This window comes from Pseudomonas sp. A34-9, assembly GCF_029543085.1.
Taxonomy (GTDB): Bacteria; Pseudomonadota; Gammaproteobacteria; order Pseudomonadales; family Pseudomonadaceae; genus Aquipseudomonas.
In genome coordinates, this window is sequence record NZ_CP119967.1 from 5171493 (window position 1) to 5195298 (window position 23806).

The following is a 23806-nucleotide window of genomic DNA, read 5'->3' on the forward strand; positions in this document are numbered from 1 at the left end:
GGCCCCGGCGCCGTCCAGGCACCAGCGACGTTCGTCTTGTGAATCGACGACTATCAGGTGAGCCGATAGCTCGCCACGTTTAACTGGAAGGGAGCTGAGGTGGCGCCGCCAACTGGATTTCCTGAATGGTTTCGATCTGCTCGTGGGCGACATGTACGCCGGTCAGTTCGCCAATCAACCGCCAATGCTCGTCGAGCCCGGCGCTGATGGTGGCCATGCGATCAATCATGTGGCGACCGGCCGTCTTGACCACTTCGTCTTCGCTGCGCAGCAGTTCGAAAGACATTGAGGTGACCGACGCGGTGAGATGGGTCAGTGAGCGAGCCGTATGGCCCAGCAATTCCATTAACAGTTTTTCTTTCGATTCCATGCGGAGGCTTCCTGCGTCGCTCGAAACTTATTTATAACCCAGCACTTTGCTTTAGCAAATGTTTCAGCCCGAGCATCCGACCAAGTGATGGCATGGCGCCACGGTCGTAAACCGACTCAGCCAGCTCGATCCCCGCCACCGCGCATTGCCAAGCCCCGCGAGGCCAGTGTACAAAGAGGCTCGCTGCTGCCCTGAACCCGGCTTCAAATGCGCGACTGCAACATTCAGTGCGCCCTTCGATTTCCGCAAAAACCGTAGCCTATTGGAAAAACGCGACATTTAGTGTCAATATCGCGCCTCCCCCTATTTCGTCGCCCCGTGCGGCTTACGCCGCAGGTCTCGCCCGTTGTTCCGTTAAACAAGGCTTTGAGCATCTGCGGTTTGTAGCAAAAAGGTAGTCAATGATGAGCGCAAGGCACTTTCTCTCCCTGATGGATTGCACGCCCGAAGAGCTGGTCAGCGTGATCCGTCGAGGCGTTGAGCTCAAGGACCTGCGTAACCGCGGCGTACTGTTCGAGCCTCTGAAAAACCGCGTGCTGGGCATGATCTTCGAAAAGTCATCGACCCGTACCCGGATCTCGTTCGAGGCCGGCATGATCCAGCTCGGCGGCCAGGCGATCTTCCTCTCGCCGCGCGACACCCAACTGGGCCGTGGCGAGCCGATCGGCGACTGCGCCATCGTCATGTCGAGCATGCTCGATGCGGTGATGATCCGTACCTTCGCCCACAGCACTCTGACCGAATTTGCGGCCAACTCGCGCGTACCGGTGATCAACGGCCTGTCCGATGACCTGCACCCGTGCCAGTTGCTGGCCGACATGCAGACCTTCCTTGAACACCGTGGCTCGATTCAGGGCAAAACCGTGGCCTGGATCGGCGACGGCAATAACATGTGCAACAGTTATATAGAGGCGGCGATCCAGTTCGACTTCCAGTTGCGCGTCGCCTGCCCGGAAGGCTACGAGCCCAACCCGGAGTTCGTGGCCAAGGCTGGCGAGCGTGTGACCATTGTCCGCGATCCGCAGGACGCCGTGCGCGGCGCGCATCTGGTGAGCACCGATGTCTGGACTTCGATGGGTCAGGAAGAGGAAACTGCCAAGCGCCTCAAGTTGTTCGCCCCGTTCCAGGTCAACCGCGCCCTGCTCGACCTCGCTGCCGAGGACGTGCTGTTCATGCACTGTTTGCCTGCGCACCGTGGCGAAGAAATCAGCCTCGACCTGCTTGATGACCCGCGCTCCGTCGCCTGGGATCAGGCAGAAAACCGTCTCCACGCACAGAAGGCCCTGCTCGAGTTCCTCGTCGAACCGGCATATCACCACGCATGAGCCATGAATTACTGCTGAACCTGCGCAACCTCGCTTGCGGCTATCAAGACCAACGCGTGGTGCAGAACCTCAATCTGCACCTCAACGCCGGTGACATCGGCTGCCTGCTCGGCTCGTCCGGCTGCGGCAAGACCACCACCCTGCGCGCCATCGCCGGTTTCGAACCGGTGCACGAAGGTGAAATCACCCTCGGTGGCGAGACCATTTCCAGCGCCGGTTTCACCCTCGCGCCGGAGAAACGCCGGATCGGCATGGTGTTCCAGGATTACGCGCTGTTCCCGCACCTGAGCGTCGCCGACAACATTGCCTTCGGTATCCGCAAGCACCCGAACAAAGAGCGCATCACCGCAGAGTTGCTCGAACTGGTCAACCTGAAAAACCTTGGCAAACGCTTCCCGCACGAGTTGTCCGGCGGTCAGCAACAGCGCGTCGCCCTCGCCCGCGCCCTGGCGCCGGAGCCGCAATTGCTGCTGCTCGACGAGCCGTTCTCCAACCTCGATGGCGAACTGCGCCGCAAGCTCAGTCATGAAGTGCGCGACATCCTCAAGGCCCGTGGCACCAGCGCGATTCTGGTGACGCACGACCAGGAAGAAGCCTTCGCCGTCAGCGATCACGTCGGTGTGTTCAAGGAAGGTCGACTGGAGCAGTGGGACACGCCGTACAACCTGTATCACGAACCGGCCACGCCGTTTGTAGCGAGCTTTATCGGACAGGGTTACTTCATTCGCGGCCAGCTCGGCAGCCCGGAATCGGTGCAGACTGAACTGGGCGAGCTGCGTGGCAATCGGGCTTACACCTGGCCGATTGGCGGCGCGGTGGATGTGTTGCTGCGTCCGGACGACATCGTTTATGCGCCGGACAGTGGGCTGAAAGCGCGGATTGTCGGCAAGACGTTCCTTGGGGCGTCGACGCTGTATCGTTTGCAACTGCCGACGGGTGCGCAGCTGGAATCGATTTTCCCCAGCCATGCCGATCATCAGGTGGGGGCTGAGGTGGGGATTCGTGTCGCTGCCGAACACCTCGTCCTGTTCCAGGCCAGCGGCAGTACCGCGGCACAAATCCCGGCTGCGGAAAACGGCGTGCGCCGCTACAGCGCCGCCCTCTAAGATCAAAAGATCGCAGCCTGCGGCAGCTCCTGCATTGATCCCTGTAGGAGCTGCGGCAGGCTGCGATCTTTTGACTTTAAGCTAGCAGCAACGTACCGCTCGCAACCAGCGTCGCATTACCGCCAATCTTCACTCGCTCACCCTCCAACCGACAAAACAACTCCCCACCCCGCGCCGAACGCTGGCACGCGGTCAGGCTCGATTTGCCCAAACGTCTGGACCAATACGGAATCAGACTGCAGTGGGTCGAGCCGGTCACCGGATCTTCATTGATGCCAATCGCCGGTCCGAAATAGCGCGAGACGAAGTCGTGCTGATTGCCTCGCGCCGTGACGATCGCGCCGAGCCACGGCAGCTTGGCCAACGCGACCATGTCGGGCTTGCAATCAAGCACGGCCTGCTCCGACTCCAGCACCACAAACAGTTCGTTTGAGCCAAGTACATCAACCGCTTCAACACCCAGCGCCCGCTCGACATCCAGGGTAACGCCGATCTCTGACGGCATGATCGATGGAAAATCCAGCCACAACCGATCACCTTCCCGAGTGACGCTCAACGGGCCGGATTTAGAGGTGAAGTCGATACGCTCGACGGTTTCCTTGTAAATCTCGAACAGCACATAAGCACTGGCCAGCGTAGCGTGCCCGCACAGCGGCACTTCAGTGGTCGGGGTGAACCAACGGATGTGCCACGCCTGACCTTCGCGGACCAGAAACGCGGTTTCCGCCAGATTGTGTTCCGCGGCGATGTTCTGCATCAGCTCATCCGCGAGCCAGGCATCCAGCCGATAAATCATCGCCGGATTGCCGCTGAACGGTCGATCACTGAATGCGTCGACCTGATGAAACTCAAGCTGCATAACCATCTCCCTCAGTCAGTCTGCCGAGCATGCAACCACGAAGCGATCAGCGCCAGTGACAGAACCGGCCAATTTTCTGCATACAGCGATAACGGCTACGGGCGGCCGATATCGGCAAATTTCGCCTGGGTATGTTCGGCGAGCACAGCGGGCGCCAATTCGACTTCCAGCCCTCGCCGACCGGCGCTGACATAAATAGTCGCAAAACCCTGAGCCGAGTTATCGATAAAGGTGCGCAGGCGCTTCTTCTGCCCCAGCGGGCTGATGCCGCCCAACAGATAACCGGTGGAGCGCTGGGCGGCTGCCGGGTCAGCCATCTCGACTTTTTTCACCCCGGCAGCCTGCGCCAGGCCTTTTAGGTCAAGGCTTCCGACGACCGGTACGACTGCCACCAGCAACTCACCTTTTTCGCTGGCTGCGAGCAAGGTCTTGAACACCTGCGCCGGCTCAAGTGCCAGCTTTTCTGCGGCCTCCAGTCCATAGGACGCGGCTTTGGGGTCATGTTCGTAACTGTGCACGCGATGTTCGGCACGAACTTTTTTCAACAAGTCCAACGCAGGGGTCATGGCAGCTCCGGGCTCGGCAGTGACGGAAAAACACTGTGCCGGATTCTAGGTGATCGGCCCCTAAAAGGCTCTATCCCAAGCCGCGATTCCCGTGACTTGCAGGCATTCTGAGCGCGCCGTTCTGCATCGACGGCGGAGGATCATTCACACAGCGAATAGTTTTATTGTGACCGATGGTTCACTTTCGACCTTTGACAGGTTTGTTTCTTGTCTATATTTTTTCGAATCTGAATAATGTAAGAATTATCGTCATCGCAGCACCCAGCAGTAAACCGGGAAAGGAATGGGGATTCCTGACCGGGGAAAATCGCGCCCTGCCCTACCGGCAAGACGCCAGACAACAACAAAAATCGAGGTTTTCAATGACAACTGCTTTACAGCAACCATCGCTCTCGAGCCAATGCATGGCCGAATTTCTGGGTACTGCACTGCTGATCTTTTTCGGCACCGGTTGCGTCGCCGCGCTCAAAGTCGCGGGCGCCAGCTTCGGTCTGTGGGAAATCAGCATCATTTGGGGCGTCGGCGTGAGCATGGCGATCTACCTCACTGCCGGGGTTTCCGGCGCTCACCTGAACCCGGCGGTCAGTATCGCGCTCGCGATCTTCGCTGACTTCGAAAAGCGCAAACTGCCGTTCTACATTCTTGCCCAGATCGCCGGCGCCTTCTGCGGAGCGCTGCTGGTTTACACGCTGTACAGCAATCTGTTCTTCGATTACGAACAAACTCACCAAATGGTTCGCGGTTCGGCTGCCAGCCTTGAGTTGGCCTCGGTGTTCTCGACCTTCCCGAACCCGGTGCTGTCGACTGCTCAAGCTTTCCTGGTGGAGATGATCATCACTGCCATCCTGATGGGCGTGATCATGTCCCTCACCGATGACAACAACGGCCTGCCGAAAGGCCCGCTGGCGCCGCTGCTGATCGGGTTGCTGATCGCGGTGATCGGCAGCTCGATGGGCCCGCTGACCGGGTTCGCGATGAACCCGGCACGTGACTTCGGTCCGAAACTGATGACTTTCTTCGCCGGCTGGGGTGAAATTTCCTTCACTGGCGGCCGCGATATTCCCTATTTCCTGATTCCGATTTTTGCACCGATTGTCGGTGCCTGCCTCGGCGCTGCCGGGTATCGCGGGCTCATCGCCCGTCACCTGACCGGCGCCACACCTGCTACAAAGGATGCAGAACCGGCCATTGACGGCAAACCAAGAACTTCTTGAAACAGTCGGCGCAGGCTCCTGCCCAATAGAGCCTGCGCCACGGCCCACTCTCCCTTATTTCGTCCAAGGCAATCGACATGACCGACATTCAGAATAAGAACTACATCATTGCCCTCGATCAGGGTACGACCAGCTCCCGCGCGATCATTTTCGACCGCGATGCGAACGTGGTCTGCACCGCGCAGCGTGAATTCGCTCAGCACTACCCACAAGCCGGCTGGGTCGAACACGATCCGATGGAAATCTTCGCCACCCAGAGCGCGGTGATGGTTGAAGCGCTGGCCCAGGCCGGTCTGCACCACGACCAGGTCGCTGCCATCGGCATCACCAACCAGCGCGAAACCACCGTGGTCTGGGACAAGACCACCGGCCGTCCGGTCTACAACGCCATCGTCTGGCAGTGCCGCCGCAGCACCGAGATCTGCCAGCAGCTCAAGCGTGACGGCCACGAAGAGTACATCCGCGATAACACCGGCCTGGTCACCGACCCGTACTTCTCCGGCACCAAACTGAAGTGGATCCTCGACAACGTCGAAGGCAGCCGCGAACGTGCGCGCAACGGCGAACTGCTGTTCGGTACGGTCGATAGCTGGCTGATCTGGAAATTCACCGGCGGCAAGGTGCACGTCACCGACTACACCAACGCCTCGCGCACCATGCTCTTCAACATCCATTCGCTGGAATGGGACTCGAAGATGCTGGAAATCCTCGACATCCCGCGCGAGATGCTCCCGGAAGTGAAGGCTTCTTCGGAAATCTACGGCCGCACCAAGAGCGGTATCGCCATCGGCGGTATCGCCGGTGACCAGCAAGCGGCACTGTTCGGCCAGATGTGCGTCGAGCCGGGCCAGGCGAAAAATACTTACGGCACTGGCTGCTTCCTGCTGATGAACACTGGCGACAAGGCGGTGAAATCGCAACATGGCATGCTCACCACCATCGCGTGCGGCCCGCGTGGCGAAGTCGCCTACGCGCTGGAAGGCGCAGTGTTCAACGGCGGTTCCACCGTGCAGTGGCTGCGCGATGAACTGAAGATCATCAACGACGCCCACGACACCGAATACTTCGCCAATAAAGTGAAGGACAGCAACGGCGTGTACCTGGTACCGGCGTTCACCGGCCTGGGCGCTCCGTACTGGGACCCGTATGCCCGTGGCGCGCTGTTTGGCCTGACGCGCGGCGTACGTGTGGATCACATCATCCGCGCCGCGCTCGAGTCGATCGCCTATCAGACCCGCGATGTGCTCGACGCCATGCAACAGGACTCCGGCGAACGCCTCAAGGCCCTGCGCGTGGACGGCGGCGCGGTGGCGAACAACTTCCTGATGCAGTTCCAGGCCGACATCCTCGGTACGCAGGTCGAGCGTCCGCAAATGCGCGAAACCACGGCATTGGGCGCGGCGTATCTGGCCGGTCTGGCCTGCGGTTTCTGGGGCAGCCTGGAAGAACTGCGCGGCAAGGCCGTAATCGAGCGCGAGTTCGAACCGAGCCTGGACGAAGTGGAGAAAGAGAAGCTGTACAAAGGCTGGAAAAAAGCCGTCAGCCGTACGCGTGACTGGGCACGTGAAGACGCTGAATAAGCCAACCTTCAGATCCAGATAGGCATCTAACTGGTAGGGAGCGGATTCCTGCGGCATCATGGGCAAATTTTGCACGGCAGCCCAAAGGAAGCCCCATGAATCTGCCTCCCCGTCAGCAGCAAATCCTCGAGCTGGTCCGCGAACGCGGCTATGTGAGCATCGAGGAAATGGCCACGCTGTTCGTTGTTACCCCGCAAACCATCCGCCGCGATATCAATCAGCTCGCGGAAGCCAATCTGTTACGTCGCTACCATGGCGGCGCGGCCTACGATTCCAGCGTCGAAAACACTGCCTATGCGATGCGCGCCGATCAGATGCGCGATGAAAAACAACGCATCGGTGAAGCCATCGCTGCGCAGATCCCCGATCACGCCTCGCTGTTCATCAACATCGGCACCACCACCGAATCCATTGCCCGCGCCCTGCTCAATCACAATCATCTGAAGATCATCACCAACAACCTGCACGTAGCGTCGATGCTCAGTGCCAAGGATGATTTCGATGTGCTGCTGACCGGCGGCAATGTCCGTCGTGACGGCGGTGTGGTCGGCCAGGCGAGTGTGGATTTCATCAATCAGTTCAAGGTTGATTTCGCCCTCGTCGGGATCAGTGGTATCGATGAGGACGGCAGTTTGCTCGACTTCGATTATCAGGAAGTGCGGGTGTCGCAGGCGATCATTGCCAATGCGCGGCAGGTGATTCTGGCAGCCGACTCGAGCAAGTTCGGGCGGAATGCGATGATCCGGTTAGGGCCGATCAGCCTGATTGATTGCCTGGTGACCGATCAGCAGCCCGTGCCGGCGCTGGCGCAGTTGTTGAGTCAGCACAAGATTCGCCTGGAAGTCGTTTAACCCCCCAAGATCAAAAGATCGCAGCCTTCGGCAGCTCCTACAGGTCAAGTGAACCCATGTAGAAGTTGCCGAAGGCTGCGATCTTTTACTTTTAATGTTCGAAAATTTTCTTTTAATCGCCCTTCGATGAGTTTTTTCAATCGAACGTGACTGGCTGTGCGCGTGTTTATGGGCTACCATTTTCGCAAATGAACATTAATGTTCGATTTCCAATATAGAAAATCAAAAGAACCCGAGGCCAGCCGATGTCCACCTCTACCTTGCGTACGCCCCCTCTTTCCGAGATCTACGACATCGCCGTGATCGGCGGCGGGATCAATGGCGTGGGGATCGCAGCGGATGCCGCCGGTCGCGGGCTTTCGGTGTTCCTTTGCGAAAAGGACGATCTGGCCAGCCACACCTCGTCGGCCAGCAGCAAGCTGATTCACGGTGGCTTGCGCTACCTCGAACATTACGAATTCCGCCTGGTGCGCGAAGCGCTGGCCGAACGTGAAGTGCTGCTGGCCAAGGCGCCACACATCGTCAAGCCAATGCGTTTCGTGCTGCCGCACCGTCCGCACCTGCGCCCGGCGTGGATGATTCGTGCGGGCCTGTTCCTGTATGACAACCTCGGCAAGCGCGAAAAACTGCCAGGTTCGAAAAGCCTGAAGTTCGGCGCCGACAGCGCGCTGAAAAGCGAAATCAAGAAAGGCTTCGAATACTCCGACTGCTGGGTCGACGACGCTCGCCTCGTGGTTCTGAACGCCATGGCCGCCCGCGAAAAAGGCGCCCACGTGCACACCCAGACTCGCTGCGTCAGCGCCCGCCGCGCCAAGGGCCTGTGGCAACTGAATCTGGAACGTGCCGACGGCAGCCTGTTTTCGATCACTGCCAAAGCGCTGGTCAACGCCGCTGGCCCGTGGGTCGCCAAGTTCATTCGTGATGACCTGAAGATGGAATCGCCGTACGGCATCCGTCTGATTCAGGGCAGCCACATCATCGTGCCGAAGTTGTACGAGGGTGATCACGCGCACATCCTGCAAAACGAAGATCAGCGCATCGTCTTCACCATTCCGTACCTGAACCACTTCACCCTGATCGGCACCACCGACCGTGAATACACCGGTGATCCGGCGAAAGTGGCAATCACCGAAGGCGAAACCGATTACCTGCTGAAAGTGGTCAACGCGCACTTCAAGCAGCAGATCAGCCGTGACGACATCCAGCACAGCTACTCGGGCGTACGCCCACTGTGCAACGACGAATCCGACAACCCGTCGGCCGTCACCCGCGATTACACCCTGGCCTTGTCGGCTGGCAGCGAAGAAGCGCCACTGCTGTCGGTGTTCGGCGGCAAGCTGACCACCTACCGCAAACTCGCTGAGTCGGCGATGGCGCAGTTGCTGCCATTTTTCACCCAGATGCGCCCGAGCTGGACAGCTACCGCGACCCTGCCCGGCGGCGAAGACATGACCACGCCACAGGCTTTGTGCGCGCAGATTCGCGACAAGTTCGACTTCGTGCCGACCGAGATCGCTCGCCGCTGGTCCACCACTTACGGCAGCCGCACCTGGCGGATGCTTGAAGGCGTGGAAACCCTGGCCGACATGGGTGAGCACCTGGGCGGCGGACTCTATACCCGTGAAGTCGATTACCTGTGCAGCGAAGAGTGGGCTACCACGGCGCACGACATTCTGTGGCGTCGCAGCAAACTGGGGCTGTTCACCACCCCGGTCGAGCAGGAGAAGCTGGCGGCTTACCTGGGCAAGGTCGAGCAGAATCGCAAGATTGAAGCGGCCTGATCTGAACATCGCTTGATCGAAGGCCCCTGAATTGTGAGATTCAGGGGCTTTTTTTTATCCGCGCCGGACGCTGAATCGGTGGCAAGGGAACTTGCTCCCGCGGGGTCGCGTAACGGCCCCGCTCATAAAAGCGGGCCTGCTGCGCAGTCCAACGGGAGCAAGCTCCCTCGCCACAAAGGTCGTCGTGCCGGAAACAACCGGCAAAACAACGTTCGGTTTTCCGAACGCGACCTCCCGATCAATTCGGATAACCGGATCAGCTTCGGCCAAAAACATCGACACAAAACTTTAATACCCTTAAAAATCAAACAGTTAACCTACGTCAACTGGTCTGGCACGACTCATGCTCTACACTCTCTCGACGAATGCCTGTTGCGCCAACACTTCAGGAGCCGTCAGGCATTCGAAGCACAAAAGGGCCGACAAACTGGCTCCATAAAAAAAACAATGTCGAGGAAAATTTGATGCGCATCGTTCCCCATATCCTGGGCGCAGCCATTGCGGCCGCTCTGATCAGCACGCCAGTTTTCGCCGCCGAACTCACCGGCACCCTGAAGAAAATCAACGATTCGGGCACCATCACGCTCGCTCACCGCGACAGCTCCATTCCGTTTTCCTACATCGCGGACGCTTCCGGCAAACCCGTGGGCTACTCCCACGACATTCAAGTGGCCATCGTTGAAGCCCTGAAAAAAGACCTGAACAAGCCAGACCTGCAGGTCAAATACAACCTGGTGACCTCGCAAACCCGTATTCCGCTGATCCAGAACGGCACCGCGGATATCGAGTGCGGCTCCACCACCAACAACGCCGAACGCGCTCAACAAGTCGACTTCACCGTCAACATCTTCGAAATCGGCACCCGTCTGCTGGTCAAGAAAGACAAGGATGGCAAGCCGTCCTACGCTGACTTTGCCGACCTGAAAGGCAAAAACGTCGTGACCACCGCCGGCACCACGTCCGAGCGCATCATCAAGGCGATGAACGCCGACAAGCAGATGGGCATGAACATCATCTCCGCCAAAGACCACGGTGAATCCTTCAACATGCTGGAAAGCGGTCGCGCCGTTGCCTTCATGATGGACGACGCGCTGCTGGCCGGTGAAGAAGCCAAGGCCAAGAAGCCGGACGACTGGGTCATCACTGGTACTCCACAGTCCTTTGAAGCCTACGCGTGCATGGTTCGCAAAGACGACCCGGCCTTCAAGAAGGCTGTCGATGACGCCATCGTCGCCCTGTACAAGTCTGGCGAGATCAACAAGATCTACAGCAAGTGGTTCGAAAGCCCGGTTCCACCAAAAGGCCTGAACCTGAACTTCCCGATGAGCGACAAGGTAAAAGATCTGATCGCCAACCCGAGCGACAAGCCGGCGCCTGACGTAAAAATCTGATTCCTGACTAACCTTATTGCCTGAGGGGGCCACTCTCCCTCAGGCGTCTGTTACTACCTGCGGGCTTTACTGTGGAACACTCGACCTGGCGGTTTTCGAGCCGATCGCGTGTGCCTGACGTTCAACGTCGGGAGGGAAAGGATCTTCCCCAAGCGGGTGCTTGTACATCGATCGATCTCGAGGGGAGACCCTAATGAATTACAACTGGGACTGGGGCGTGTTCTTCAAGTCCACCGGCGTTGGCAGCGAGACTTATCTCGACTGGTACGTCACCGGTTTGGGCTGGACCATTGCCATCGCCATCGTGGCCTGGATTATCGCCCTGCTGCTGGGCTCCATTCTGGGGGTCATGCGCACGGTGCCGAACCGCATCGTATCGGGCATCGCGACCTGCTACGTGGAACTGTTTCGCAACGTGCCGCTGCTGGTTCAGCTGTTCATCTGGTACTTCCTGGTGCCCGACCTGCTGCCGCAAAACCTGCAGGACTGGTACAAACAAGACCTTAACCCGACCACCTCGGCTTACCTGAGCGTTGTCGTGTGCCTGGGCCTGTTCACCGCTGCCCGCGTTTGCGAACAAGTGCGTACCGGCATCCAGGCGCTGCCACGCGGCCAGGAATCCGCCGCCCGCGCCATGGGTTTCAAGCTGCCGCAGATCTACTGGAACGTGCTGCTGCCCCAGGCCTACCGCATCATTATTCCGCCGCTCACCTCGGAATTCCTCAACGTCTTCAAGAACTCCTCCGTGGCGTCCTTGATCGGCCTGATGGAACTGCTGGCGCAAACCAAACAGACCGCCGAGTTTTCGGCCAACCTGTTTGAAGCCTTCACCCTGGCCACACTGATCTACTTCACCCTGAACATGAGCCTGATGTTGCTGATGCGCATGGTCGAGAAGAAAGTCGCGGTGCCCGGCCTGATCTCCGTGGGGGGTAAATAATGGACTTCGATTTCAGCGGCATCATCCCCGCTATCCCGGGCCTGTGGAACGGCATGGTCATGACCTTGCAGTTGATGGTCATGGGCGTGGTCGGCGGCATCGTGCTGGGCACGATCCTGGCGCTGATGCGCCTGTCCTCGAGCAAATTGCTGTCGCGGGTGGCCGGCGCTTATGTGAACTACTTCCGTTCGATCCCGCTGCTGCTGGTGATCACCTGGTTCTACCTGGCGGTGCCGTTCGTGTTGCGCTGGATCACCGGCGAAGACACGCCGATCGGTGCGTTCACCTCCTGCGTCGTGGCCTTCATGATGTTCGAAGCCGCGTACTTCTGCGAAATCGTCCGGGCCGGTGTGCAGTCGATCCCCAAAGGTCAGATGGCCGCCGCGCAGGCGATGGGCATGACCTATGGCCAGACCATGCGTCTGATCATCCTGCCCCAGGCGTTCCGCAAGATGACCCCGTTGTTGCTGCAACAGTCGATCATCCTGTTCCAGGACACTTCGCTGGTCTACACCGTAGGCCTGGTGGACTTCCTTAACTCCGCCCGTTCCAGCGGCGACATCATCGGTCGTTCCAACGAGTTCCTGATCTTCGCCGGTGTCGTCTACTTCATCATCAGCTTTTCCGCCTCGCTGCTGGTCAAGCGTCTGCAAAAAAGGTTTGCCGTATGATCTCTATCAAGAACATCAACAAGTGGTATGGCGACTTCCAGGTGCTGACTGATTGCAGCACCGAGGTCAAAAAAGGCGAAGTGATCGTGGTCTGCGGCCCGTCGGGTTCCGGCAAATCGACCCTGATCAAGTGCGTCAATGCGCTGGAACCGTTCCAGAAAGGCGACATCGTCGTCGACGGCACCTCGATTGCCGACTCGAAGACCAACCTGCCGAAACTGCGCTCGCGCGTGGGCATGGTGTTCCAGCATTTCGAACTGTTCCCGCACCTGACCATCACCGAAAACCTGACCATCGCGCAGATCAAGGTGTTGGGACGCAGCAAGGAAGAGGCGACCAAAAAAGGTCTGCAACTGCTCGAGCGCGTCGGTCTGTCAGCGCACGCCCACAAGCATCCCGGGCAACTGTCCGGCGGTCAGCAACAACGTGTGGCGATTGCCCGTGCGCTGGCGATGGACCCGATCGTCATGCTGTTCGACGAACCGACCTCGGCGCTCGACCCGGAAATGGTCAACGAAGTGCTCGACGTGATGGTGCAACTGGCCCACGAAGGCATGACCATGATGTGCGTGACCCACGAAATGGGCTTTGCGCGCAAAGTGGCCGACCGCGTGATCTTCATGGACGCCGGCAAGATCATCGAAGACTGCCCGAAAGAGGAATTCTTCGGCGACATCAGCGCCCGCTCCGAACGCGCGCAGCACTTCCTCGAGAAAATCCTGCAGCACTAAAAGCAATACACCGCTCTCTCTGTAGGAGCTGCCGCAGGCTGCGATCTTTTGCCTTTAAAAAGCAAGATCAAAAGATCGCAGCCTGCGGCAGCTCCTACAGGGGATTAGTGAAGTTTGTTGAGGTGGTTGACCCAAGGCAACTGTGATGAAATGCGACCCCAATCTCTATCGCGCAGCGCCGCCATCACTTGCCGTGAAACCCCGTCTGATTCGTCATTTGTTCCTGCCGCCACTGATCATCGCCCTGATGATCGGCCTGGGCTTCATCGGCTTCTGGACCAGTGAACATTTCGGCATTCGCAGCCTCGGCGAGAATGGTCAGCGTCAGCTGGAACTGCACGCCCGTGCGGTGGAAAGCGAGATCAGCAAATACACCTACCTGCCCAGCCTGCTGGAACTCGAAACGAGTGTGTCGCAGCTGCTGGCCGAGCCGACCCCGGAACACCGGCAAAAGGTCAACGATTACCTCGAAGGCCTGAACCGGCGCAGTCGCAGTCGGGCCATCTACGTCATGGACACCACCGGCCGGGTCATGGCCACCAGCAACTGGCGCGATGTCGACAGTTACCTCGGCGAAGACCTGTCCTTCCGCGCCTACTTCCAGAAAGCCATCCGTGGCGAGCCGGGCCGTTTCTACGGCATCGGCAGCACCAACGGCGAACCGGGTTACTACCTCGCCCACGGCCTTGAAGAACACGGCAAGATCATCGGCGTCGCCGTGGTCAAGGTGCGCCTGGAAGCCATGGAGGAACGCTGGCAACGCGCGCGCCTCGAAGCCTTTGTCAGCGATGAAAACGGCATCATCATTCTCTCCAGCGATCCGGCACGACGCCTCAAGTCAGTTATCCCGCTCACTGACGAAATCAAAGAGAAACTCGCCCGCAGCCTGCAGTACTACTGGTTCCCGCTCAACGAACTGCAACCGCTGGCCCGGGAAACCCTGTCCGAAGGCGTGGAAAAACTCACCTTTCCCGCCAACAGCGAAGTGCGCTCCGACGATGACGACATCAGCTATCTCGCGCAGACCCGGCCACTGACCGACACGCCGTGGAATTTCACCCTGCTCACGCCGTTGCAGGACCTGCGCCGTGAAGCGATCAATCAAGGGATTCTGGTCGCGGTCGCCTTCGCGTTGGTCGCCTTCTTGCTGATCGCCTGGAACGAGCGACGCAAGGTCATCGCCACCCGCCTCGCCGCCCGCGAAGCCTTGCAGGAAGCGAACAATCAGCTTGAGCGTCGGATTACCGAACGCACCACTGACCTGCGCGCCAGCAACGAGCGCCTGAAGAGCCAGATCCGCGAACGCCGTCAGGCCGAAGAGACGCTGCGCCGCGCTCAGGATGAACTGGTACAGGCCGGCAAACTCGCCGCCATCGGTCAGATGTCGACCAGCATTGCTCACGAACTGAACCAGCCGCTGGCGGCGATGCGCACACTGTCGGGCAACACCGTACGCTTTCTCGAACGCGGTCAGCTGGATGTGGCCAGCACCAACCTCAAGACCATCAATGACCTGATCGACCGCATGGGGCGGATCACCGCCAGCCTGCGTTCGTTTGCCCGCCGTGGTGACAATCAGGGCCAGGCCAGCCTCGGCAAAGCGGTCGATGCCGCGTTGCAATTGCTCGGGGCGCGCGTGGAGAGTTCTACGCTGCATATTCACCGGCAGTTCATCGATGTGCAGGTGCAGATCGACCAGACCCGCCTCGAACAGATTCTGGTCAACCTGATCGGCAATGCCCTCGATGCCATGCAGGCGCAATCACAGCCCGAACTGTGGCTGGAGGGCGAAGAGTTCAACGGTAAATATCGCCTGCGTGTACGCGATAACGGCCACGGCGTCGACGCCGAAGCGCGCAAGCATCTGTTCGAGCCGTTCTTCACCACCAAACCCGGCGAACAAGGCCTGGGTCTGGGACTGACGCTTTCTGCCAGCCTCGCCGCTGCCACCGGTGGTCATCTGGGTGTCGAACACCCGGCCAGCGGTGGCGCCACCTTCGTCCTCAGTTTACCGTTGGTAAGCCCTACTCCTGCCGAGCCAATATGAACCACAACCTTAGTGTGCTGATCGTCGAAGACGACCCCCATGTGCTGCTCGGTTGCCAGCAGGCGCTGACCCTGGAAGATATTCCCTGCGTGGGCGTTGGCAGTGCCGAAGAAGCGCTGGAGCGTGTCGGCGATAACTTTGCCGGCATCGTCATCAGCGACATTCGCCTGCCGGGCATCGATGGTCTGGAACTGCTGACCCGACTGAAACAACGCGATCGCAGCCTGCCGGTGGTGCTGATCACCGGCCACGGCGATATTTCCATGGCGGTCGGCGCGATGCAGAAAGGCGCCTACGACTTCATGGAAAAACCGTTCTCGCCAGAGCGTCTGGTGGATGTCGCGCGACGGGCGCTGGAGCAACGCAGCCTCGCCCGCGAAGTGTCGTCGCTGCGCCGCCAACTGGCCGAACGTGATTCCCTCGAAGGACGGATCATCGGTCGCTCGCCGGCGATGCAGAACCTGCGCGAACTGATCGCCAACGTCGCCGATACTTCGGCCAACGTGCTGATCGAGGGTGAGACCGGCACCGGCAAGGAACTGGTCGCGCGCTGCCTGCATGATTTCAGTCGTCGCCACAGCAAACAATTCGTCGCACTCAACTGCGGCGGTCTGCCGGAAAACCTTTTCGAAAGCGAGATTTTCGGCCACGAGGCGAACGCTTTTACCGGTGCCGGCAAACGCCGGATCGGCAAGATCGAGCACGCTGACGGCGGCACACTGTTCCTCGACGAAGTGGAAAGCATGCCCTTGCCGTTGCAGATCAAACTGCTGCGCGTGTTGCAGGAACGGACCCTCGAACGCCTCGGCTCGAACCAGAGTGTCGCCGTGGATTGCCGGGTGATTGCGGCGACCAAATCCGACCTCGACGAATCGAGCAAGACCGGTGAGTTCCGCAGCGACTTGTACTACCGCCTCAACGTTGTGACGCTGGAGCTGCCGCCATTGCGCGAGCGTCGCGAAGACATCCTGCAACTGTTCGAACACTTCACCCAACAGTCGGCCCTGCGCTTTGATCGCGCGCTGCCGGAGCTGGACAACCAGACCCTGTCGAACCTGATGAGCCACGACTGGCCGGGCAACGTGCGTGAACTGCGCAACGTCGCCGAACGCTTCGCCCTCGGCTTGCCGGCGTTCAAGAAGTCTGGCGCCAACAGTGGCGGACAAGGGCTGGCGTTTGCCGAAGCGGTCGAAGCGTTCGAGCGCAACCTGCTCAGCGATGCCCTGCAACGCAGCGGCGGCAACCTGACTCAGGCCAGCCTGGAATTGGGCATGGCCAAGACCACGCTGTTCGACAAAGTGAAAAAGTACGGGTTGAGCCACTGATGGATCTGTTTTTCAAAGCCCTGTTGGGCGCAGCGGTGGTGCTGATCATCGCGGCGCTGTCGAAGACCAAAAACTATTACATCGCCGGACTGGTGCCGCTGTTTCCGACGTTCGCGTTGATTGCGCATTACATCGTCGGCAAGGGGCGTTCGATTGAGGATCTGAAGACCACGATCGTGTTCGGCATGTGGTCGATCATTCCGTACTTTGTGTATCTGGCAACGTTGTACGTGATGGTGGACCGCTTGCGGCTGGAAGCGTCGCTGGCCGTCGCGGCGGTGGCCTGGTTGATGGCCGCCACCGTGTTGGTGACCGTTTGGGTGCGCCTGCACAGCTAAGGTCAAAAGCCACCCTCACCCCAGCCCTCTCCCACTGGGAGAGGGGGCCGACCGGGGTGTCATTCAAGTTACATCGACCTGAAAAACCGAGTCGATTATGGATTCGCTACAACACGCTCAGGTCGGCGTAGCACTCCAGCATCCCCCAATCAGTCCCCTCTCCCTCCGGGAGAGGGTTAGGGTGAGGGGCTTTTGCTCTTCAGTTGACGGTACCGCCCTTGGACTCAGCCATAATCTGCCGAATCGCGCCGACAAACGTCTCCACCGGCTGTCCACCCGTCACCGCGTACTGACCGTTAAATACCACCGTCGGCACCGAACTCACCCCGCGCTGCAACCACAATTGCTCTTCTTCGCGCACCTCGTCGGCAAATTCATCGGACGCCAGAATCGCCTCGGCACGCTGGCGATCCAGTCCGACACTTTCCGCAATCTGCACCAGTTGGCCGTGATCGGAAGGATTGCCCCCATCGCTGAAATAGGCCTTGAACAACGCCTCCTTCAACGGCAACTGCAAACCCTCAAGCCCGGCCCAATGCAGCAAGCGGTGCGCATCGAAGGTGTTGTAGATGCGACTGTTGCCGTCGGTGCGAAAGGCAAACCCGAGTTCGGCGCCACGGGCACGAATCGCCTCGCGATTCTTCTGCGATTGCTCCGGCGTCGAGCCGTACTTTTCTTGAATATGTTCGGCAATGTTCTGCCCATCGACGCCCATTTTCGGATTGAGCTCGAACGGCTGAAATCGGATCTCGGCCTGCACTTCGTTGCGCAGAATTTCCAGTGCCTGTATCAGGCCATATAGACCGACGACGCACCAAGGGCAGGAGACGTCGCTGACAAAATCGATTTTCAGAGCGGAATTCATCAAACACCTCGCAGGGGAAATCGTGCGGGAAAGTTTGCACGATACACCTGGCTGGTCTTTGGGTGACAGTGATGACGCCATCGCAAGCAGGCTCACTCCTAATTCCAATGCAGGAGTGAGCCTGCTCGCGATAGGGCCGGTCGACGCTACACATCCATCGGTTACAGGAGATTCCCGCCCACCACCGGCTCAATCTGCGCCCAGTGCGAAGTGTCTTCACGATGCGCCTGCAAATACGGCAGCACCGCCGCCAGCAACGGCTCCTTGAACGCCTCCTGAAAACGATGCGCCAGCCCCGGAATCAGCTTCAACTGACTGCCGCGAATATGCGCCGCCAGATGCACGCCGTGCATCACCGGCAACAAAGGGTCCGCCGTGCCATGCACCACCAGCGTCGGCACGCGCAATTGGTTGAGCAGCGCCACCCGGCTCGGTTCAGCAAGAATGGCCATGATCTGCCGTTTCACGCCTTCGGGGTTGAACGCACGGTCATACGACAGCGCCGCCTGCTGCAGCAAGGCCTGCCGATCATCGGTGACCGCCGGGCTGCCCAGCGCCGCCAGCAGATCAGCCTGTTGCTCCAGTGCCGCCTGACGATTCGGTGCGCCGCGACGCGACAACAACTGAACCAGCGCGGCACTCGGGGCCGGCAATCCTTCGGCGCCCGAACTGGTCATGATCAATGTCAGGCTCTCGACCCGCTGCGGTGCCATTGCCGCCATGTGCTGGGCGATCATCCCGCCCATGCTTGCGCCCAGTACGTGGAATTGCTCGACGTGCAACGCCTCCATCAAACCCAGCGCGTCGTCCGCCATGTCGGTCAGGCTGTAAGGCGCCGCTACCGGCAGACCGAGTTTGTAGCGCAGCACTTCGAACGTCAGATTGGCTTCAGCCGGCGCCTGACGCCAGGTCGACAGACCGACATCGCGGTTGTCGTAACGAATCACCCGAAAGCCCTGCTGACACAGCGCGACGACCACTTCGTCGGGCCAGTGGATCAACTGGCCACCCAGGCCCATGACCAGCAACAACGCCGGATCCGATGCGCGACCAATGCTCTGGTAAGCCAGGCTCACCTGCGGCAGATCGACGTGTTCGGTCGGCACATTCACATCGCAGCGCGCCGCCGCCCATGTCGACGACCCGAAAAAAATCGCAGCCAACAAAGCCGCGACAGATAGAAAACCCTTAGCCATGAAAAACACCGAAACGCAGAACCCCAGTAGAGCGTGAGTCTGATGAACTTTGTACAAGCGCGCTGCCACAGTTCCATGACAGTTTGATGAAGAGTGCCGAGCGGTCATGGGGGTGGGTTGCAAACGATATCGATGTACCGCCATCGCCTTGCGCGATTTCTCATTTCGAAGTGGTTTGAATCGTATTTCGCTACCGCCCGTCGCTACTGTCAGATCTGACAATAGCGCGACCTGGTGTTTGCATAGCCAATGGTTCGGACCGGCGCCACGCTAATGCGCAAGGACGTGCGGTGCTGCACGGGTAAAAACGGTGTAATCGTCGACAGCCCTCTCAACTTGAGACAAACTCACCATCTTTGCGCTAATCACAAGTTTTTCTCATGGAGCCATCGGTGCTTGAAATCCGCCACCTGAAAACCCTGCATGCCTTGCGCGAAGCCGACAGCCTGGTCGATGCCGCCGACCGTTTGCACCTGACGCAGTCAGCACTGTCTCACCAGTTCAAGGAGCTTGAAGAACGGCTGGGCATGGCGCTGTTTGTGCGCAAGACCAAACCAGTGCGTTTCACCAGCGCCGGTTTGCGCCTGTTGCAACTGGCCGATGCGACCCTGCCGCTGTTGCGCGCCGCCGAACGGGATATCGGCCGTCTGGCCGGTGGCACTGCCGGGCGTTTGCACATGGCCATTGAATGCCACAGTTGCTTTCAGTGGCTGATGCCGACCATCGATCAGTTCCGCGATGCCTGGCCGGAAGTCGAACTCGACCTCGCTTCGGGTTTCGCCTTCGCACCGTTACCGGCGCTGGCACGCGGTGATCTCGACTTGGTGGTGACGTCTGATCCGCTGGAAATCGCCGGTATCACTTACGTGCCGCTGTTCACCTACGAAGCCATGCTCGCCGTGGCCAATCAGCACGCGCTGGCGAGTAAACCGTACATCGTCCCCGAAGACTTGCTGACGGAAACCCTGATCACTTACCCGGTGGAACGCGATCGCCTCGATATCTTCACGCGTTTTCTGGAACCGGCCGACATCGAGCCGGCGCAAGTGCGCACCTCGGAACTGACGGTGATGATGATGCAACTGGTTGCCAGCGGCCGTGGCGTCTGCGGCATGCCGCACTGGGCGTTACATGAATACAGCTCACGCGGTTACGTGAAGGGTAAACGGCTGGGGGAAAAAGGCTTGTTCGCGACGTTGTACGCGGCGATCCGCACCGACATGCTCGATGCGCCGTACATGCGTGATTTTCTGCTGACGGCCAAAGACACGTCCTTCTCGACCCTCGACGGCGTCAGCGCGGTTCGCTGACGCTAAAAATCAAAAGATCGCAGCCTTCGGCAGCTCCTGCAGAGATTGGTGCAGGAGCTGCCGAAGGCTGCGATCTTTTGATCTTGCCCGCCTCTCAGGGTAATTCACGCCACATGTGGATCTTGTCGAAATAATCCTCGCCCACCCGCACGGCCAGCGGTTCGAGGCCGAACTGGATGAAGCCGCAGCGCTGATAGAGATTGAACGCCGCGTCATTGCCAGCGGTGACGGTGAGCTGGAGCAGTTTCAGCGCCGGATGGTTTCGCGTTTCGGCGATGGCTGCCTGCACCAGTTCATGGCCCAGGCCGCGCTGACGAAAATCCGCTGAAACATACATGCCGAACAGGGTCGCTTTATGGCGCGCCTTCTCGCGCGGTTCGAAGGCCAGGCCAACGATGCCGGCGAGCGTGCCGCCCTCGAAGGCACCGAGAACGACGTCGAGCTTGCTGGTCAGGCGCCCTTCCCACCAGCTCAGCGGCATCACCGCGCGTTCGCGCACGCTTGAGGTGAAGGCCTGCGGATGACGGTCATAAGCTTCGAGCATCAGTTCGCGGTAAGCCAGGGCATGGCTGGCGTCCAGCCGTTCGATCCACATGTTCACGCCGCCCTGCGCTGCTCAAGCATCAGGCGCACAGCGAGGCTGCCGAGGACGAAGCCCATGAAATAACGCTGCAGCGCCAGCCACGTCGGGTTACGCACAAACCACGAAGCGATGCCCGCCGCGAACAGCGCGATCAGCAGATTGACGCAGAAACTCACGCTGATCTGGGTCAGGCCGAGCACGATGCTTTGGGTGAACACCGAGCCGTGTTCCGGGGTGATGAACTGCGGAAATACCGAGAGATAGAACACGGCGATTTTCGGGTTCAGCGCGCTGGTGAGAAAGCCCATGGTGATCAGCTTGCGCGACGAGTCCGCCGGCAATTGCTGCGCCTGGAACGGCGAGCGTGCGCCAGGCTTCACCGCTTGCCAGGCCAGCCACAGCAGGTACAGCGCGCCGGCCCATTTCAGCACTTCGTAGGCCATCGGCACCGCCAGAAACACCGCGGTCAAACCGGCCGCCGCCGCAAACAGATGCACAAAGAACCCCGCCACCACGCCGAGCAACGACGTCACCCCGGCCTTGCGTCCCTGACAGATCGAACGCGAGATCAGGTAGATCATGTTCGGCCCCGGCGTCAGCACCATCAACAAGGCGGCAGCAGCGAAAATCAGCAGGTCTTGCAGCGGGATCATGGCAAAGTCCTTTGCGGGGATGATCAGGCGATCTCGATCAGCGAGCTGCGATAAAACGGCAGGATCAGGTCGCGTGTCAATGGTGCCAGATCGACTGCAGGATCAGTGGCGGGATCAACCCAAATGACCTGTTCAATTTCCGCCGCGGGGGCGACATCAGTGTCGATTGTCAGTTGAAAGATTTCGGCTTGTACAACGAACCCCGGTTCGTTGGCGGCAGGGGCGCAAAACTGCCCGAGGAACGTCGCCTGCGCCGGATCGATCTGCAAGCCCAGCTCCTCTTCCAGCTCGCGTGCCAGCGCATGCACCGGCAACTCGTGCGCTTCGATCTTGCCGCCCGGTTGCATGAACGCCGTGGTCCCGCGCTTGCGCACCAGCAGGGTCTGCCCTTCTGGGTTGAGCAACAGTGCGGCGGCGATGCGAATGGTCTGGGAAGGCGTCGGCATGCAGGGTGTCCTTTGGCGCAAAAGCGCCAAGGATCACATGCCGGTCAACGGTGTGCCAAGCCGCAAGGCTCAGGTCGCTTCCTGAAAATCCATCTCCGGCGGCTGCCGACGGAAGCCACCGGTGAGCACCGCCAGGTACACCACGCCAATCGCCAGCCAGCTCAGCCCCAGATACACCGCCAGATGATCAAGGCTGACCATCAGCCACAAATCCGCGACCAGACCAATGAACGGAAAGATCAAAAACAGCACCCCCTCACGCAGCCCCTTCTTCTCGCCGCCGATCCAGTAGTGAAAGATCACCGACAGATTGACCAGACTGAACGCCAGGAAAGCGCCGAAGTTGATGAACGAGGTCGAGGTGGTCACGTCGAGTTTCAGCGCCAGCAACGCCACCACGGCGCACAGCAGGATGCTGTTGACCGGTGTGCCAAAGCGCGCATGCAGCGTGCCAAAGAATGATTTCGGCAACACACCGTCACGGCCCATGGCGAACAGTAGTCGCGACCCGCTGGCCTGCGCCGACAGCCCCGAGGCAAACTGGCCGACAATCAAACCGATCAGGAAGATCGAGACAAACAGATCACCGCCAATGTTGCGCGCGATTTCGTAGGCAGCCGAGTCAACGCTGTCGAACTGGAACGACGGGTGCGCGATCTGCACGAAGTACGACACGCCGACGAAGATCAGTCCGCCGATCAAGGTGATCAGCATGATCGCTCGCGGGATGGTGCGGCGTGGGTCGCGGGTTTCTTCGGTCAAGGTGCTGACCGCATCGAACCCGAGGAACGAATAGCAGGCAATCGCCGCGCCGCTCATGATCAGCGGCATCTGCATGTCGCCGTTGAAGAACGGTTTGATCGACCACAACGGCGTGCCCGCATCGCCACCGATGTAGTGCACGCACAGCGCGACGAAGGCGATCAGCACCAGAAACTGCACCAGCATCAGCAAGGCGTTGATGCCGTTGGCCAGTTTCAAACCGATGATGTTGATCGCACTGGTGATGCCGATGAACGCCAGCACCCAGATCCATTGCGGGATCGACGGAAACGCCGACGCCAGATACGCCGCGCCGATCAGCCAGATCGCCATCGGCAGAAACAGGTAATCGAGCAAAACGGCCCAACCGGCGATGAAGCCGAGTTTCGGGCTGATCGCCTTGCGCACGTAGCTGTAAGCGGAACCGGCGACGGGGAACGCGGCGGCCATGCGGCCGTAGCTCATGGCGGTGAAAAACATCGCCACCAGCGCCGCCAGATACGCGGCGGGGACCATGCCGGCGGTGGACTGGGCGAGGATGCCGAAGGTGCCGAGGACGATGATCGGCGTCATGTAGGCGATGCCGAACAGCACCACCGACCCTAATGAAAGGGTGCGTTGCAAACGAGCCATGGGCGACTTACTCCGAATATTATTGGATTTATGGCAGAGCCGGGTTCGGCGAATGTTTTCGGGTGTGGATTTGTTGTTCTGGTGTTGTTTGAATTTTTTATTCGACTGGAAATCTTTTCCCCCTCACCCCAGCCCTCTCCCCCAAGGGGGCGAGGGGGAAAGGGAGCCGATCTCCATGGTTTTCAAATCCTCAGTTCGACTTGAACCCGCAGATTCAATCCTCAGTTCGACTTGAACTTGCAGTTTCAAATCCTGAGTTCGGC

General features: G+C 59.5%; 23 protein-coding genes. 14 read left to right on the forward strand and 9 right to left on the reverse strand.

The features are described 5' to 3' along the window. Positions 1–79 precede the first annotated feature (79 nt). Complete coding sequence (locus P3G59_RS23060) at positions 80–370, reverse strand: hypothetical protein (protein ID WP_038369077.1); 291 nt, start codon at positions 368–370, stop codon at positions 80–82. 404 nt (positions 371–774) lie between these two features. Here P3G59_RS23060 and argF point away from each other — a divergent pair, with 404 nt between their 5' ends. Together argF and P3G59_RS23070 are read left to right on the forward strand one after the other, a co-directional pair. Further along, entirely contained in the window at positions 775–1695 is a 921-nt protein-coding gene (argF, locus tag P3G59_RS23065; protein ID WP_277759100.1) for an ornithine carbamoyltransferase, read from the forward strand. Then, positions 1692–2801: an ABC transporter ATP-binding protein gene (locus tag P3G59_RS23070; RefSeq protein ID WP_277759101.1), complete on the forward strand. Its 1110-nt coding sequence runs from the start codon at positions 1692–1694 to the stop codon at positions 2799–2801. The genes argF and P3G59_RS23070 overlap by 4 nt, the downstream gene beginning before the upstream one ends. 76 nt (positions 2802–2877) lie before the next feature. Here the strand turns inward: P3G59_RS23070 and P3G59_RS23075 are convergent, their stop codons facing one another. Beyond that, positions 2878–3660 carry a PhzF family phenazine biosynthesis protein gene (locus P3G59_RS23075; protein WP_277759102.1) on the reverse strand — a complete coding sequence of 261 codons (783 nt, stop codon included), beginning with the start codon at positions 3658–3660 and terminating at the stop codon, positions 2878–2880. Between the two features lie 95 nt (positions 3661–3755). Beyond that, a complete protein-coding gene (ybaK, locus tag P3G59_RS23080; RefSeq protein WP_277759103.1) occupies positions 3756–4226 on the reverse strand; it encodes a Cys-tRNA(Pro) deacylase in 471 nt (156 codons plus the stop codon). A gap of 362 nt (positions 4227–4588) precedes the next feature. Between ybaK and P3G59_RS23085 the strand changes: the two genes are divergently transcribed. From P3G59_RS23085 to P3G59_RS23135, 11 genes are all read left to right on the forward strand, one after another. Beyond that, positions 4589–5440 (forward strand): MIP/aquaporin family protein, encoded by an 852-nt coding sequence (locus P3G59_RS23085; protein ID WP_007916695.1) that lies wholly within the window; start codon positions 4589–4591, stop codon positions 5438–5440. A 77-nt stretch (positions 5441–5517) separates the two neighbouring features. After that, positions 5518–7020: a glycerol kinase GlpK gene (gene glpK, locus P3G59_RS23090; RefSeq protein WP_007916698.1), complete on the forward strand. Its 1503-nt coding sequence runs from the start codon at positions 5518–5520 to the stop codon at positions 7018–7020. A gap of 95 nt (positions 7021–7115) precedes the next feature. After that, a complete protein-coding gene (locus P3G59_RS23095; protein ID WP_007916700.1) occupies positions 7116–7871 on the forward strand; it encodes a DeoR/GlpR family transcriptional regulator in 756 nt (251 codons plus the stop codon). A 245-nt stretch (positions 7872–8116) separates the two neighbouring features. Beyond that, positions 8117–9652, forward strand: coding sequence for a glycerol-3-phosphate dehydrogenase (glpD, locus tag P3G59_RS23100; protein ID WP_277759104.1), 1536 nt, complete (start codon positions 8117–8119; stop codon positions 9650–9652). Between the two features lie 464 nt (positions 9653–10116). Beyond that, complete coding sequence (locus P3G59_RS23105; protein WP_277759105.1) at positions 10117–11043, forward strand: glutamate/aspartate ABC transporter substrate-binding protein; 927 nt, start codon at positions 10117–10119, stop codon at positions 11041–11043. Positions 11044–11236: 193 nt separating this feature from the next. Continuing rightward, positions 11237–11983 (forward strand): amino acid ABC transporter permease, encoded by a 747-nt coding sequence (locus tag P3G59_RS23110; protein WP_016986630.1) that lies wholly within the window; start codon positions 11237–11239, stop codon positions 11981–11983. Next, positions 11983–12654 carry an ABC transporter permease subunit gene (locus tag P3G59_RS23115; protein WP_003227756.1) on the forward strand — a complete coding sequence of 224 codons (672 nt, stop codon included), beginning with the start codon at positions 11983–11985 and terminating at the stop codon, positions 12652–12654. Before P3G59_RS23110 ends, P3G59_RS23115 begins: the two co-directional genes overlap by 1 nt. Beyond that, the gene (locus P3G59_RS23120) at positions 12651–13385 is read left to right on the forward strand and encodes an amino acid ABC transporter ATP-binding protein (protein ID WP_007963947.1); all 735 of its coding nucleotides are present in this window, start codon (positions 12651–12653) and stop codon (positions 13383–13385) included. The genes P3G59_RS23115 and P3G59_RS23120 overlap by 4 nt, the downstream gene beginning before the upstream one ends. 145 nt (positions 13386–13530) lie before the next feature. Continuing rightward, positions 13531–15432, forward strand: coding sequence for a sensor histidine kinase (locus P3G59_RS23125; RefSeq protein WP_277759106.1), 1902 nt, complete (start codon positions 13531–13533; stop codon positions 15430–15432). Next, on the forward strand, positions 15429–16757 hold the full coding sequence (locus P3G59_RS23130) for a sigma-54 dependent transcriptional regulator (protein ID WP_277759107.1): 1329 nt from the start codon (positions 15429–15431) through the stop codon (positions 16755–16757). Before P3G59_RS23125 ends, P3G59_RS23130 begins: the two co-directional genes overlap by 4 nt. Then, entirely contained in the window at positions 16757–17095 is a 339-nt protein-coding gene (locus P3G59_RS23135; protein ID WP_007916734.1) for a GlpM family protein, read from the forward strand. Before P3G59_RS23130 ends, P3G59_RS23135 begins: the two co-directional genes overlap by 1 nt. Positions 17096–17294: 199 nt before the next feature. Here P3G59_RS23135 and P3G59_RS23140 read toward each other — a convergent pair whose 3' ends face one another. After that, the gene (locus P3G59_RS23140) at positions 17295–17960 is read right to left on the reverse strand and encodes a DsbA family oxidoreductase (protein WP_277759108.1); all 666 of its coding nucleotides are present in this window, start codon (positions 17958–17960) and stop codon (positions 17295–17297) included. Between the two features lie 161 nt (positions 17961–18121). Next, positions 18122–19156, reverse strand: a complete 1035-nt coding sequence (locus P3G59_RS23145; RefSeq protein WP_277759109.1) for an alpha/beta hydrolase — start codon at positions 19154–19156, stop codon at positions 18122–18124. A gap of 392 nt (positions 19157–19548) precedes the next feature. On the opposite strand from P3G59_RS23145, the gene metR reads away from it, so the two are divergent. Next, entirely contained in the window at positions 19549–20466 is a 918-nt protein-coding gene (gene metR, locus P3G59_RS23150; protein WP_007916739.1) for a transcriptional regulator MetR, read from the forward strand. A gap of 94 nt (positions 20467–20560) precedes the next feature. Here the strand turns inward: metR and P3G59_RS23155 are convergent, their stop codons facing one another. The 4 genes from P3G59_RS23155 to P3G59_RS23170 form a co-directional block, all read right to left on the reverse strand. Beyond that, positions 20561–21061 carry a GNAT family N-acetyltransferase gene (locus P3G59_RS23155; RefSeq protein WP_277759110.1) on the reverse strand — a complete coding sequence of 167 codons (501 nt, stop codon included), beginning with the start codon at positions 21059–21061 and terminating at the stop codon, positions 20561–20563. Positions 21062–21063: 2 nt separating this feature from the next. Continuing rightward, complete coding sequence (locus P3G59_RS23160; RefSeq protein ID WP_277759111.1) at positions 21064–21702, reverse strand: LysE family translocator; 639 nt, start codon at positions 21700–21702, stop codon at positions 21064–21066. 23 nt (positions 21703–21725) lie between these two features. Next, the gene (locus P3G59_RS23165; protein WP_277759112.1) at positions 21726–22148 is read right to left on the reverse strand and encodes an NUDIX domain-containing protein; all 423 of its coding nucleotides are present in this window, start codon (positions 22146–22148) and stop codon (positions 21726–21728) included. 69 nt (positions 22149–22217) lie between these two features. Beyond that, a complete protein-coding gene (locus P3G59_RS23170) occupies positions 22218–23543 on the reverse strand; it encodes an APC family permease (protein WP_277759113.1) in 1326 nt (441 codons plus the stop codon). Positions 23544–23806: the final 263 nt, after the last annotated feature.